Origin of the sequence: Thalassospira sp. UBA848 (assembly GCF_002295455.1) — a bacterium.
In the GTDB taxonomy this organism is placed as follows: Bacteria; Pseudomonadota; Alphaproteobacteria; order Rhodospirillales; family Thalassospiraceae; genus Thalassospira.
Window position 1 is genome coordinate 1 of the sequence record NZ_DBGS01000137.1, and the last position, 13,564, is coordinate 13,564.

A 13,564-nucleotide genomic window follows, 5' to 3' on the forward strand; every position below is an offset into this window, starting at 1 on the left:
GCACCGGTGATCACTATGCGCTTGAAGTATCGGGTGATTCGATGGTCGAGGCTGGCATTCTGGATGGTGATACCGTCCTGATCCAGCGTTGCGAGCAGGCCCATGATGGCACCATCGTGGTCGCACTTGTTGATGACGCCGAAGCCACCCTGAAACGCCTGAAGCGCGGGCGTGGTGAAGTCCTTCTGGAGCCAGCCAATCCGCGCTATGAGACACGCGCCCTGTCCCCGGACCGTGTGCAGATTCAGGGCCGGCTTGTTGGGCTGCTGCGTCAGTATTAATTTACCAAAGTGCATTCTGATTAAAAACGCCCGGTGCTTTTGACCGGGCGTTTTTTTGTTTTCTGAGGTTTGAGTCGCCCACTCAAACGCTTAGCGCCCTGCTCTGCCACCAATGATGATCCAGGGCCAATTGCCGCTATCTTCCCGCACTGTTGTGATCCTGGGCTGGCGGCCCGCGCTTTTAGGCAACTTGATTGCAGCACCACCCTGCCACCATAGTACATCGTCATCCACCACAAGACGCGCACCGGAATCGTGACATGTTTCTGGCAGGTCAGCTTGTTGGTTCACGACGATATCGGCATTGCGACAGGCATAAAACGGATTGGCGATGTTGCCTGCAAGAATGATCGGCGACGCTGTTCCGCTTTTGGTGATGTCCAGATAACACGGGTCATCGTCGCAGGCTTTCACCCGCCTTGCTTCATGTTCCGGTCGAACGCCAAAGCGGCTCATCCAGATATCCTTTTGAAAGCCTCTTAGCCCATTTGAAACATACAGGATTTCGGCATCCGGATCGTAAACTGCCCAGCTTTCACGATCCCCAGAGATCAACACTTCCGGTTCTTCATGCATCCCCTGAAAAACAATCGCAGTGAGGACCACCGGGATCACGGGCCAAATCATCGCCTTGTCACGCCAGATGATGATCCATGCCAGCGCCAACGACGCGAGCACAACAGCAAGCATATCAAGGCCCGAAACGTACCAAAGGCCCCAGTCTTGCTCCGCCACCAGTTCGGCGGTCTGAAGCAGGACGGTCAATCCCGGCTTCATCGCTGCAAGCGATAATTCCGACAGACCGAGCGGGATGAGTGCAAGGGTCAGGACAATCCAAGGCATCACCCAAAAAGCCATTACCGGGATGGCCACCAGATTGGCAAAAATGCCCAACATGGAAATGCGCCCGAAATGATATCCGATGATCGGCGCGGTCACTGCGGTGACAATCAGACTGGTCAGGAGCAAACCGGCCAGATAAAGACCTGCGCGCTCATACCAGGACAACATGCCTTGTCGATCCAGCCAGCGACGCCCAGGCCCGTCATAAAAAGCGATAAGCGCACCGACCGCAGCAAAGGACAACTGAAAGCTTGCCCCCAGAACGGCATCGGGCCGCAGGACCAGCACCACGATGGCCGCCACTCCGACAAGCCGAAGTGATATGGCACGGCGATCCAGCAGCAGCGCCAACCAGACAACAAGCAGCATCACGAAGGCCCGCTGGGTCGGGATGGTCGCCCCTGACAAGCCAAGATAGACAAGCCCCGCCAGCATCGCGACCATTGCCGCCCACTTCTTGATCGGATACCGCAAGGCAATCGCCGGAACGGCTGCCAGTCCGAAACGGATCAGGAAAAACACCGTCCCGCAAAGCAACCCCATATGCAGGCCCGAAATCGCCAACAGATGCGCAAGGCCCGACTTGCGCAGATTGTCCGCAATGCTGGCAGTTACCTCACCGCGCTCCCCGATGATCAGAGCCTTGGCAATTCCGGCTTCCGGACCGGTCATCTCATCACTGATGGTGGCGGAAATATATTGACGAAACCTCTCAACTACACCTAGCAGTACATTGTTATTTAACGAATTCCTTTCTTCCAGAATTTCAAATTTCCGTCCAAGAACGAAACCGGAGACACCGATATTACTGAAATACAGATTGCGCGAGAAATCGGGATCACCGGGAACAGATGGCGGGCGCAGCGGAAAGACACGTGCCGTTGCGCGCACGAGGTCGCCAATCGCAAGATCACTGTCGCCCAGAAAACTGAGCCGAATATGCCAGCCAAGCCGATCACGGGGGATACCCTCGATTTCCGACGGTGCCAATGTTGCCCGAATACGGCCGTTTCTTGGTTCAAGCGCGATAACCGTTCCGGTGACGTCGGTTACATATAGCGTTTTTGTGGGAATATCGCGGGGACCCATTTCGGTATGGATCGCACTTGTCAGGACGCCAAGAGCAAGACATGCAAGGAGCTGAAACCCGAAGGCCAGAACCGCCAGACGTCGCGACAGCCAGAAACCGCAACAAAGCAGAATCACAGCAAGCGCCACCTGTGTCAGCCCAACACGCGCAGGAAGCAAGAAATAGCCGCCGCATCCCAACCCAAAGAAGATAACCGAAGAGAGAAACCACTTATTTCTTTGGCTTGTAACAACAAAATTAATTTGCGAGAAAAACACTGCAAACATTTGAATTAATTTATTTTTACCTGCCACCCTACGACGAATGTCCAATAGCCCGCCTGCCGCATTGTTTCTATCTAACATCCGCTGTGGTGCAACAGCGTGTCATTTGTGCTATAGCCTGCACGCCAAAAGTCCATTGGACAAGCGACAACATCCAAATAACGGATAGATTGAATGACGGTTGTTACCCGTTTTGCCCCGTCTCCGACCGGGTTTCTACATATCGGCGGCGCACGCACCGCACTTTATAACTGGCTCTATGCCAAACATACCGGTGGCAAGTTCCTGCTCCGGATCGAGGATACCGACCGTGAACGTTCAACGCCGGAGGCAGTTGATGCCATTTTTGACGGCTTGAACTGGCTTGGCCTGACCGCAGACGAAGAACCGACCTTCCAGTTTTCCCGTCGCGACCGCCACGCTGAAGTCGCCCAAAAGCTTCTGGATGCCGGCAAGGCGTACTACTGCTATTGCTCGCAAGAAGAACTGACGGAAATGCGCGAAAAAGCCCGCGCAGAAGGCCGCCCGATGAAGTATGACGGCACCTGGCGTGACCGTGATCCATCCGAGGCACCCGAAGGTGTCAAACCTGTGGTGCGCGTGAAAGCGCCGCAGGAAGGTGATGCGGTGATCAATGATCAGGTTCAGGGCGAGGTCCGTGTCGGCAACGAACAGCTTGACGACTATGTGATCCTGCGCGGCGACGGGACTCCGACCTACATGCTGTCGGTTGTGGTCGATGACCACGACATGGGTGTCACCAACGTCATCCGCGGCGATGATCATCTGACCAACGCGTTCCGCCAGAAAGTCATTTATGATGCAATGGGTTGGGATGTTCCGACCTTTGCGCATATCCCGCTGATCCATGGTCCGGATGGTGCAAAACTGTCAAAACGCCACGGTGCGCTGGGTGTTGAAGCCTATCGCGATGAGATGGGTTTCCTGCCCGAAGCAATCAACAACTATCTTCTGCGTCTTGGCTGGGGCCATGGCGATGATGAGGTTATCTCAACCGAGCAGGCAATTGAATGGTTTGATATCACCGATGTTGGCAAAGGGGCTGCGCGTTTTGATTTCGCAAAGCTTACCAACCTGAATGGCATTTACCTGCGCCAGGCCGATGATAAACGCCTTGCAAACGAGATCGCACCGCTGATTGCCAAGAAAATTGGCGTAAGCGACCTTGATGCATCGCAAAAAGAAATCTTGATCAGCGGCATGTCAGGCCTTAAAGAAAGGGCCAAGACTCTCACCGAGCTCGCCGACTCTTCTGCTTTCTATGTTACTGATGGCGTCATGTCCGTTAACGAGAAAGCCCAGTCCCTGATTGATGGTGCACCTGAAGGTCTGTTCAAGGAACTGGCCAACAGTCTTGAAGCGCTTGACAGCTGGACGGAAGAGGACGTTGACGCAAGTGTTCGTGCCATCGCCGAAAAGTTCGAGTTAAAGCTTGGCAAAGTTGCACAGCCCTTGCGGGCGGTGCTTACAGGCTCCAACTCATCCCCAGGCATCTTCGAAGTAATGATTGTGCTTGGCAAAACACAAACGCTGAAACGCATTCGCCATTTCGATGCATAACAACAGCGAATAAAGAAAAACAATTAACCCGTTTGCGCTTGGTGCGCCGCAGCATTATGCTGCACCCAACTTGAAACCGTGTTCGTTCAAACAGGGAAGGAAAAAATAGTCATGGCATCTAATTCCAAGACTTCCCACACCGTGACCCTGACCGACAATGCTTCTGGCAAGTCGATCGAGATGCCGGTGCTTGAAGGTAGCGTAGGCCCGTCTGTCATCGACATTCGCAAGCTCTATGCCGAAACTGGATATTTCACCTATGATCCGGGCTTCACTTCGACCGGCTCCTGCCAGTCGGAACTGACCTATATTGATGGCGACGTTGGTATCCTTCGTCACCGCGGTTATGCAATTGACGAACTTGCAGAAAACGCCGACTTCCTCGAAGTCTGCCATCTGCTGCTTTATGGTGAGCTGCCGAACGCCACCGAGAAAAGCCAGTTCGAAAACGACATTACCATGCACACCATGGTCCACGAACAGATGCGCAATTTCTATAACGGCTTCCGCCGTGATGCGCATCCGATGGCTATCATGGTTGGTGTTATCGGTGCGATGTCTGCTTTCTATCATGACAGCACCGACATCAATGATCCGCAGCAGCGCATGATTTCGGCTTATCGCCTGATTGCGAAAATGCCGACGATCGCAGCAATGGCCTACAAATATTCGATCGGTCAGCCGTTCCGTTACCCGAACAACAAACTTGGTTATGCAGAAAACTTCCTGCAGATGATGTTCGGCAACCCGTGTGAAGACTATGAAGTCAATCCGGTTCTGGCCAAGGCAATGGATCGTATTTTGATCCTGCATGCTGACCACGAACAGAATGCTTCGACCTCGACCGTCCGCCTGGCCGGTTCGTCGGGTGCCAACCCGTTCGCGTGTATTGCGGCTGGTATCGCGTCCCTCTGGGGTCCGGCACATGGCGGCGCGAACGAAGCCGTTCTGAAAATGCTGAACGAAATCGGCGATGTGAAAAACATCCCGGAATTCGTTGCAAAAGCGAAAGACAAGAACGATCCGTTCCGTCTGATGGGCTTTGGTCACCGCGTTTATAAAAACTACGATCCGCGCGCCAAGGTCATGCAGGAAACCTGTCACGAAGTTCTCAAGGAACTCAACATTCAGGATCCTCTGCTTGACGTTGCCCAGGAACTGGAACGCATCGCGCGTGAAGACGAGTACTTCATCGAGAAGAAACTCTATCCGAATGTCGACTTCTATTCGGGCATCATCTTCAAGGCGATGGGCATCCCGGTCAGCATGTTCACCGTGCTGTTCGCAGTCGCACGTACCGTTGGCTGGATTTCCCAGTGGAAAGAGATGATCGAAGATCCGTCTCAGAAAATCGGTCGTCCGCGTCAGCTGTTTACCGGTGTTGCAGAACGTCCGTTCGTTCCGGTCGACAAGCGCTAAGCCGCACAAGACCTATCGACAAGAAAAAGGCCCGGAAGTTTCCGGGCCTTTTTTTTATGGTTCGGGGCAGGTTTCCCCCTGCCCCGCGATATTTATGGATTTACCAGCTGCCGGTGTTTTCCATGCTGGCCCACGGCTCTGCCGGTGCCAGGTTGTCACCCTTTTGCAGGAACTCGATGGAAATACCATCCGGGGAGCGCACAAACGCCATACGACCATCGCGCGGCGGACGGTTGATGGTAACACCAGCATCCATCAGCTTCTGGCAAAGAGCGTAGATATCGTCGACTTCGTAGGCCAGATGCCCGAAGTTACGGCCACCCGAATAGCTTTCGGGATCCCAGTTATAGGTGAGTTCAAGTTCGGGCGCCTTGTTGGCCTTTGCACTTTCAACATCTGCCGGTGGAGCGAGATAGATCAGGGTGAAACGGCCCTGCTCGCTTTCGATGCGGCGGGTCTCTTGCATGCCGAGAAGGTCACAATAGAACTTCATCGACTCATCAACATTCTCGACACGTACCATCGTGTGCAGGTAGCGCATAACATGGTCTCCGTTATGAATTGATCAATGCTAGGGTCCAAACTCATTCACATATCAGTTGCCGGGGCGGTCATGTGAATGAGTTTGGACCCTCAGAACCTAATTGCAATGGGGATTTGACGCTACCCGTAACAGGTTATTTTTTGGCGATGATTTTCAAAATCTGATCAGCGGCCTTTTCACTGGGCGGGCGATCCCCAAACCCAAGCAAGGTACAGGCCTTGTCAAAACCTTCGATCTGGGCCGCGCGTTCCGGACCATCTGCCATCAGGGCCTCAAGGTGCTGTGTGATGTTCTTTGCCTTGCAGTTTTCCTGAAGGAATTCCGGGATGAGCTTGTTAGCAAGCACCAGATTAACAATCGTAACCGTATCAACCTTGATCAGACGTTTGGCAATCCAGCCTGTCACCGCATTGAGCTGATAGGCGATGACATGTGGAACGCCGGCAATGGCCAGTTCCAGTGAAACCGTACCTGATGCCGCCAAGGCGCAATTGGCAGCGGAAAAGGCATCGTGACGATCCTGATCGGATGTCACGACAATTGGGTCAAGCGGCCATGATTTCATTTCCGAGGTCACCGTATCAGACACCTTGCTTACGGTTGGGACCACGATACGTGCGTCGGGATATTTGGCCGCAATGTCGTCGATAACATCCCTGAAGACCGGCAGAAGACGTTTGACCTCGGAGTTACGACTTCCCGGCAGAACCGCCAAAAGCTTTTTATCCGCGCTCAGTCCATGTTGGGTGCGAAAGCGCTGTGCATCCCCGTCATGACGTTCTTCGACGGCTGAGTGGCCAATAAAGGTGGTTGGCAGGCCTTCTTTTTCAAAATAGGGCGGCTCGAACGGCAAGAGTGCAAGCAGGTGGTCAAGAAAACCCGCGATTTTCTTTGCCCGGCCTTCGCGCCACGCCCAAACCGAGGGGGCAACATAGTGGACAAGCGGAATACCCTTCCCCTTGAGCTTCTTGCCGACGCGGAAACTGAAATCCGGCGCATCGATGGTGATGACGACATCAGGTCGTTCGGATTTGGCAAAATCTGCGGTCTGGGATATGCGCTTGAGCAAATGCGGAATATGCGGAACGACCTCGGTCAGGCCCATCACCGACATTTCATTCATTGGAAACAGGCTTTTTAGGCCCTCGCGCTCCATGCGGGGGCCACCGACACCAATGAATTGGATACTATCCTGCTTGGCCTTAAGCGCTGCCATCAGACGACCACCAAGTTGATCGCCTGATGCCTCACCGGCAACAAGCATGATCTTCGGGCCTGATGGTGTTTTTTCATCCGCCATTGGCGGCTTCCTTGTCCGGAAGGGCAAGACCGACCACAAACAGCCCCAGTTCGTTGGCACGGGCAACGACCGCCGTGCGGTCAATGATCATGGTACCGCCGGCCAGCAATGCCACCCCGCGCAGACCAGCCTTATGGGCTTCTTCAATTGTGGTTATGCCAATGGCTGGAAGGTCAAGGCGCTTGTCCTGCTGGGGTTTTGCCGACTTTACAAGCACACCGCCAACGCCATCGCGTTTGTAGCGGGCGGAGCGGCGGACCATTTCATCGGTGCCTTCGATCGCCTCAAGGGCAAGGACCAACCCCTGCTGGACCACACATCCCTGCCCGACATCGGCCTGACCCAATGTGCGGGCGACGGCAAGTCCATGGCGGGCATCAGAAATCGCCTGCTCATCTGGCGCAATTGAACCAATTACGCCTTCCTCAACGGCAAGATCACCAAGGATTTCATGAGCACCAAGCAAGCGAAAACCCTCTCGCTCCAGCTCTTTGCCCACAAGCTTAAGCAAACCGTCATCGCCAAGTGCCTTTGAGCCGACTTTCATCAGAAGTTTGGCTGCGCGCCAGTCCGGTCGGATAGATGAAAAGCTCGGGCGCGCGACTTTGCCAGCCAGAACAACGTCCTGACAGTTTTCGTTACGCATGGCATCAAGGATTTTTGCAGCTGCACCCAAGCGCGCCGTCACATTCGGATAGCGATCAAGTTCAGCATCATCAGCATAGCCATCCAGCTTGACAACACAGACATCGCGCCCGGCCGTGATCGCGGCGGCCGCCAGACGGGCGGGAAGCGCCCCGCCCCCGGCGATAATTCCCAATTTTGGCTGCGAACTATCCTGCGGAGCTGTCATATTTTGGTGTGCATACGGAACGCATGCTTTCCGCTTGGAGGAAATTGATGATTTCCATCACCGGACCAACACCTTCGAAGTCTTTGGCGACTTCTTCAACACGTTCAGCCAAGGTGCCTTCCTGCGCAAACAGCAAACGATAGGCCTTGCGCAGCGAATGGATGGTTTCTCGATCAAAACCCCTGCGTTTCAGTCCGATAATATTCAGACCCGACAGATACGCGCGGTTACCGATTACAGAACCGTAGGGAATGACGTCGCTTTCAACACCGGTCATACCGCCAATCATGGCGTGTTTGCCAATTCGGACGAACTGGTGCACGGCCGACAGGCCACCAACAATCGCGAAATCCTCTACCAGCACATGACCGGCGAGCGTCCCGTTATTGACCAAAATGCAATGGTTTCCCACGTGGCAATCATGGCCGACATGGGCCCCGGTCATCAGCAAGCAATCATCACCGATGGTGGTTTCCATGCCGCCACCTTCGGTGCCGGGGTTCAGGGTCGCACCTTCGCGGATCTTGGTACGCTTGCCAATGATCAGACGGCTCTGCTCGCCCTTGAATTTCAGATCCTGCGGTGCGTGACCGACAGAGGCGAACGGAAATACTTCGCACTGATCGCCAAGGGTCGTGTGACCCGCGACAGCAACGTGGCTGTGCAGTTTGACACCATCACCCAAGACAGCATTCGGACCGACCACGCTATAGGGCCCGATTTCGACATCCTGACCAATCTGCGCGCCATCTTCGACAACGGCGGTTGGATGCACTTTTGACATTATCAGCTATCCCGGATCATCGCGGCGATGGTGGCCTCGGCCACGACCTGACCGTCGACCTTGACCTGGCTTTCGAACTTCCAGACCGGACCACGGCTTTGTTTCTTGGTCACATGGATGTGCATGACGTCCCCCGGAGTTACCGGCTTACGGAAACGGGCATTGTCGATGCTCATGAAATAGACCAGCTTGCCTTCTGCGTCCGCACCAAGCGTTTGTACCACCAGAATAGCCGCGGTTTGCGCCATGCTTTCAATGATAAGGACACCCGGCATGATCGGCTGCTGCGGGAAATGGCCGGTGAACTGCGGCTCGTTCATCGTCACGTTCTTGATACCGGTGGCACGGACATCGGTTTCGATGTCGATGACCTTGTCGATCAAAAGGAACGGATAGCGATGCGGAATCATTTCCAGAATGCGCTGGATATCGACACTTACCAGTTCGGTCATGTGTGTAGCCCTTATTTCTTTTTTCGTATCAGACGCGACAAGGCGACCGTCTGTTTATGATATTCCATGACCGGAACGGCGGGGCTTCCACCCACTGTTTCCCCCGGCCCCACATTTTTCATGACACCTGACTGGGCTGCCACTTTCGCGCCATCGCCGATTTCAAGGTGCCCTGTAATGCCTGCCTGACCAGCAAGCACGACAAAATTTCCAAGCTTGGTTGATCCCGAAATCCCGACTTGCGAGACGACGACACACCCCATGCCCAGCTCAACGTTATGGCCGATTTGCACCAGATTGTCGATACGACAGCCATTGCCAATCACCGTATCCGGGCCTGCACCACGGTCAATAGTGCTGTTTGAGCCGACTTCAACGTCGTTGCCGATGACGACCCGGCCCAACTGCGGGACCTTGACGTGGCCCTGCGGCCCCATTGCAAAGCCAAAACCGTCCTGCCCGATGCGCGCACCCGGATAAATCAGGCACAGATTGCCGATCAGGCTGTGGCTGATCGAAGCATTGGCACCAATCTTACATCCAGCACCGATAACGACACCTTCACCGATGACCGCGTTTGATGCGATGATCGTACCGTCACCGATTTCGCAATTGGCCCCGATCACGGCACCAGCATCGACCTGTACACCGTTGCCCAGCTTGGCCGTCGGATCAATCACAGCATGATCGGAAACAACGCCATTGCCGGTTTCAAACGGATAGAAGGCCGTCGCGGCCTTTGCATAGGCACGATAAGGGTCGTTGGTGGTAAACAAAACCATGCCTTCGGGGGCACGTTCTGCAAATTCCGGGCGGACAAAGCAGGCACCGGCCTTGCTGCTTTCGAAAGCGGAAAGGTACTTGCGATTGTCAAAGAAGCTCAGAATTTCGCTATCGGCATTCTGTAGCGGCGAGACGTCCTGAAACACCCGGGATTCATCGGGAGCGTTTACCGGAGTTGTTTCCGTTAGCGCAGCGATTTCGGCTACACTGAATGGTCCCTTACGGCTAAAGAAACGCGCATCCGCCATCAGGAGCCTTCCTTGAATTCAACCGTGATGGTTGGGATTTCGGCATTTACGCGCTCGAAAACTTCCTTGCTGGCATCCATTGATGTTGCAAACAGAACGGCCTGCCCACGATGAAGAACAAGGTTTGCACCACGTTCTTCGGCGATGCTGCCGATAATTTCATTCAGTGCCTGTGAGAACCGTGACTGTGCTTCGGCCAGGGCCTGATCAAGAACGCGGCTTCGGGCCTGGGCAAATTTCTGGAAGTCAGCAACTTTTTGCTGAAATTGCTTTTGCTTGCCCTGAAAAACGTCAGCGGCCAGAAGTGTACGTTGCTGAGCGAGTTGTTTTTCTTCCTCGCGCAGGGCCTGTTCGCGGGTTTCGATTTCCTGCTGATAGGCAACCTGACGGTCGCGGATCTGCTTACGGGCATCCTGCATGGCAGACGCTTCGCGCATGATACCGGCAAAATCAACAATCATCACAGAGGCAAAGTTGTCCGGGTTTGGTTCCTGGGCCTGCACAACAGACATGTGTGCGGTGAAACCAAACAGGGCAGAAAGAACCAGCAGATTACGTAGAGTTTTGATCATATGCATTAGAATCTGGTTCCGAAGTTAAGTCGGAACATTTCCTCTTTGTCGTGATCTTCTTTTGTGATGGCCTGAGAGATATCAACACCAATCGGGCCAAACGGAGATTCCCAGCCAACGCCAACACCAACCGAACTACGCAGCGTTCCGGTATCGTAAATCTCGCCCGGCCGTGCGCCGTCAACATCCTGACTGGAGCCGAAATCACTAAAAATACGACCCGTCAGGGCAAACTCGTCAGGTGTGCCAAGCGGGAAGTCCATTTGCACTGAACCGGTGTAATACATTTTCGCGCCCAACGCATCCCCAGTCGCGATATCACGTGGGCCGACACCAGCTGCCTCGAAACCACGCAGGTTAGCGCCACCGACCATGAACCGCTGGGAAATCCGGGTATCGTCGTCAAACCCAAAGATGTACCCGGTGGCGCCACGGGTCGACAGAACCCACTCGTGTTCACGGTCAAGCGGGTAGTAGTAACCGCCTTCAACGCGCGTACGCAGATAGGATTCGTCCCCGCCAAGCCCAGCAACATCGTTCGACAGTCGGGCAAAATAGCCCTCGGTCGGTGAAATCGTGCTGTCGCGCTCATCATAGGTCAGAGTATGGCCTATCACGGATTCAACAAAATCAGTTTCTTCCGCCAAGAGAAGCCGCGACGCGTCAGCTGCATCAATATTCGAATAGCTGTTGCTCTCGAGGGTATAACGGAAGGAATGCGACAGTTCCTCGTTATAGCGGAATCCGGCACGAAGACGACCACCGGTCTGCTCTTCGTCGTACGAGCTTTCGTCCTGGTTATCTTCTTCGCGGCGATAGAGGTCGAAGCCTGCCGCGATTTCTCGATCCAGGAAATAGGGTTCTGTAAAGGAAAGGTCTACTTGCTGGTCGGTTGAACCCAATGTGAAGTTCAAGCGCAGATCCTGGCCTTTACCAAGCAAGTTACGTTCACGAATACCAAGCTGACCAAATGCCCCGTTATCCGTTCCGTAGCCTGCACCGATGGAGAACTCGCCAGTCGATTTTTCTTCGACATCAACTTCGATCACGGTCTGATCGGGCGAGGATCCAGGCAGCGTTTTCACATCGACCGACTTGAAGAAATTCAGGTTTTCAATGCGTTGTCTGGAGCGCTGCATTTTGGAGCTGCTAAAGGCATCGCCTTCGACCAGTCGGAACTCTCGACGGACCACTTCATCAAGGGTTCGGACGTTCCCGACAACATTGATGCGCTCGACATAGACTTTTGGGCCTTCGGCAATGTTGAAGGTAATGTCAATCGTACCAGCTTCGCGGTTGCGCTCTACATTCGGTCGAATATCAATGAAGGCGTAGCCTTGGTCACCGACACGATCGGCCAGTGCATCCACAGCATCATCAACGAGTGTCGCGTTATACCATTCACCACTTTCGATCTCGATCAGCGGCATCAGGGTTTCAGGTTCAATCTTGTCGATCTGTGAAACAACATTGATCTCGCCAAATTGATAGCGCTGCCCTTCACTTACCGTATAGGTCACGAAGAAGTCAGAACGATCTGGCGTAAGTTCGGCAACAGATGACAGGACCTGAAAATCGGCGTAGCCAGCCGCAAGATAGAAACGACGCAGCAATTCGCGGTCAAAAGTCACGCGGTCCGGGTCATAGTTGTCGTCAGCGGTCAGGATCTTCCACCAGGCACTTTCGGTCGTGCGAATCACATCGGAAAGCTCGCCGTCATCAAAAGCCTTGTTACCCACAAAGTTGATCTTGCGGATGCCCGTTGCGTCCCCTTCGTCGATTTCAAAGGCCAGATCGACACGGTTCTGATCAAGCTGGATGACCTTCGGCTCCACGGTGGCGGCGAAACGACCGCTGCGGCGATAGAGTTCAAGAACACGCTGAACGTCCGCCTGAACCTTGGTACGTGTGTAAACAACACGCGGGCGCAACTGCAGTTCCGCACCCAGTGTTTCATCGTCAAGGCGCTGATTACCCTCAAAGGCAATCCGGTTGATGATCGGGTTTTCAACAACGTTTACCCGCAATATTCCCTGATTGAAGGAAAAGGACACGTCGGCAAACAAACCGGTCGAGAACAGAGCCTTCAGCGAGCTGTTGATTTTTTGAATGTCGTAGGAGTCACCGGGGGCCACGGTCAGGTAGGCATTCACCGTTGCGCTTTCGATACGGTTATTGCCTTCGACTTCGATGTCGCGAATGATACCTGACTGGGCATGCACAGCCACAGGAACAATCAATGGCGCCGTTCCGCCAAGCAGGGCCGCAATGACCACTGCCGCTTTTACCTTACGCAGCAAGTTAACCCCCCTGTTGCTGTCATTCATCAGCCAGCAAGTCCTTTGAGGAAACTGAAGACACCCAATTGCGTCAAATCGTTCCACGTTGCGAAAATGATTAAGCTGAATACCAAACCCGCGCCAATACGGAAACCATATTCTTGTGCTTTTGCCCCCAATGGCTTACCGCGAATTGCCTCAATCGCGTAGAACACAAGATGACCACCATCCAGAACCGGAACAGGCATCAGGTTGATCAACCCAAGGCTGAT

13 protein-coding genes are annotated in these 13,564 nt (G+C 54.0%); 3 read left to right on the forward strand and 10 right to left on the reverse strand.

The window, feature by feature from the left end; all coding sequences use genetic code 11:
* Positions 1-281, forward strand: a 281-nt coding sequence (locus B2R48_RS18935; RefSeq protein WP_297003467.1) for a LexA family protein, incomplete at its 5' end; no start/stop codon positions are given.
* A 90-nt stretch (positions 282-371) separates the two neighbouring features.
* On the opposite strand, the gene B2R48_RS18940 is transcribed toward B2R48_RS18935, so the two are convergent.
* Positions 372-2,342 carry a ComEC/Rec2 family competence protein gene (locus B2R48_RS18940; RefSeq protein ID WP_297003468.1) on the reverse strand — a complete coding sequence of 657 codons (1,971 nt, stop codon included), beginning with the start codon at positions 2,340-2,342 and terminating at the stop codon, positions 372-374.
* 309 nt (positions 2,343-2,651) lie between these two features.
* Between B2R48_RS18940 and gltX the strand changes: the two genes are divergently transcribed.
* Together gltX and B2R48_RS18950 are read left to right on the forward strand one after the other, a co-directional pair.
* Complete coding sequence (gene gltX / locus B2R48_RS18945; protein WP_297003470.1) at positions 2,652-4,058, forward strand: glutamate--tRNA ligase; 1,407 nt, start codon at positions 2,652-2,654, stop codon at positions 4,056-4,058.
* A gap of 111 nt (positions 4,059-4,169) precedes the next feature.
* Positions 4,170-5,477 carry a citrate synthase gene (locus tag B2R48_RS18950; protein ID WP_213473294.1) on the forward strand — a complete coding sequence of 436 codons (1,308 nt, stop codon included), beginning with the start codon at positions 4,170-4,172 and terminating at the stop codon, positions 5,475-5,477.
* A gap of 100 nt (positions 5,478-5,577) precedes the next feature.
* On the opposite strand, the gene B2R48_RS18955 is transcribed toward B2R48_RS18950, so the two are convergent.
* The 9 genes from B2R48_RS18955 to B2R48_RS18995 all read right to left on the reverse strand — a co-directional run.
* The gene (locus tag B2R48_RS18955; protein ID WP_213473295.1) at positions 5,578-6,018 is read right to left on the reverse strand and encodes a VOC family protein; all 441 of its coding nucleotides are present in this window, start codon (positions 6,016-6,018) and stop codon (positions 5,578-5,580) included.
* Between the two features lie 136 nt (positions 6,019-6,154).
* On the reverse strand, positions 6,155-7,321 hold the full coding sequence (gene lpxB / locus B2R48_RS18960) for a lipid-A-disaccharide synthase (RefSeq protein ID WP_297003474.1): 1,167 nt from the start codon (positions 7,319-7,321) through the stop codon (positions 6,155-6,157).
* Positions 7,311-8,141: an LpxI family protein gene (locus B2R48_RS18965; RefSeq protein ID WP_297003475.1), complete on the reverse strand. Its 831-nt coding sequence runs from the start codon at positions 8,139-8,141 to the stop codon at positions 7,311-7,313. Before B2R48_RS18965 ends, lpxB begins: the two co-directional genes overlap by 11 nt.
* A 13-nt stretch (positions 8,142-8,154) precedes the next feature.
* Positions 8,155-8,958 (reverse strand): acyl-ACP--UDP-N-acetylglucosamine O-acyltransferase, encoded by an 804-nt coding sequence (gene lpxA, locus B2R48_RS18970; RefSeq protein ID WP_062954623.1) that lies wholly within the window; start codon positions 8,956-8,958, stop codon positions 8,155-8,157.
* A gap of 2 nt (positions 8,959-8,960) precedes the next feature.
* Positions 8,961-9,410 carry a 3-hydroxyacyl-ACP dehydratase FabZ gene (gene fabZ, locus B2R48_RS18975; protein WP_062954621.1) on the reverse strand — a complete coding sequence of 150 codons (450 nt, stop codon included), beginning with the start codon at positions 9,408-9,410 and terminating at the stop codon, positions 8,961-8,963.
* An 11-nt stretch (positions 9,411-9,421) separates the two neighbouring features.
* Positions 9,422-10,441, reverse strand: a complete 1,020-nt coding sequence (gene lpxD, locus B2R48_RS18980; protein ID WP_213473298.1) for a UDP-3-O-(3-hydroxymyristoyl)glucosamine N-acyltransferase — start codon at positions 10,439-10,441, stop codon at positions 9,422-9,424.
* Positions 10,441-11,019 (reverse strand): OmpH family outer membrane protein, encoded by a 579-nt coding sequence (locus B2R48_RS18985; protein WP_062954617.1) that lies wholly within the window; start codon positions 11,017-11,019, stop codon positions 10,441-10,443. The genes lpxD and B2R48_RS18985 overlap by 1 nt, the downstream gene beginning before the upstream one ends.
* Positions 11,019-13,313, reverse strand: coding sequence for an outer membrane protein assembly factor BamA (gene bamA, locus B2R48_RS18990; protein WP_414716202.1), 2,295 nt, complete (start codon positions 13,311-13,313; stop codon positions 11,019-11,021). Before bamA ends, B2R48_RS18985 begins: the two co-directional genes overlap by 1 nt.
* A gap of 26 nt (positions 13,314-13,339) precedes the next feature.
* On the reverse strand, positions 13,340-13,564 hold a 225-nt coding region (locus B2R48_RS18995), incomplete at its 5' end, for a site-2 protease family protein (RefSeq protein ID WP_297003482.1).

What these genes read in the sequence shown, in the direction of transcription:
- gltX (WP_297003470.1), top strand. Translation starts at nt 2,652, where the DNA reads ATGACGGTTGTTACCCGTTTTGCCCCGTCTCCGACCGGGTTTCTACAT.
- B2R48_RS18950 (WP_213473294.1), top strand. Translation starts at nt 4,170, where the DNA reads ATGGCATCTAATTCCAAGACTTCCCACACCGTGACCCTGACCGACAAT.
- B2R48_RS18955 (WP_213473295.1), bottom strand. Translation starts at nt 6,018, where the DNA reads ATGCGCTACCTGCACACGATGGTACGTGTCGAGAATGTTGATGAGTCG.
- lpxB (WP_297003474.1), bottom strand. Translation starts at nt 7,321, where the DNA reads ATGGCGGATGAAAAAACACCATCAGGCCCGAAGATCATGCTTGTTGCC.
- lpxA (WP_062954623.1), bottom strand. Translation starts at nt 8,958, where the DNA reads ATGTCAAAAGTGCATCCAACCGCCGTTGTCGAAGATGGCGCGCAGATT.
- fabZ (WP_062954621.1), bottom strand. Translation starts at nt 9,410, where the DNA reads ATGACCGAACTGGTAAGTGTCGATATCCAGCGCATTCTGGAAATGATT.
- lpxD (WP_213473298.1), bottom strand. Translation starts at nt 10,441, where the DNA reads ATGGCGGATGCGCGTTTCTTTAGCCGTAAGGGACCATTCAGTGTAGCC.
- B2R48_RS18985 (WP_062954617.1), bottom strand. Translation starts at nt 11,019, where the DNA reads ATGCATATGATCAAAACTCTACGTAATCTGCTGGTTCTTTCTGCCCTG.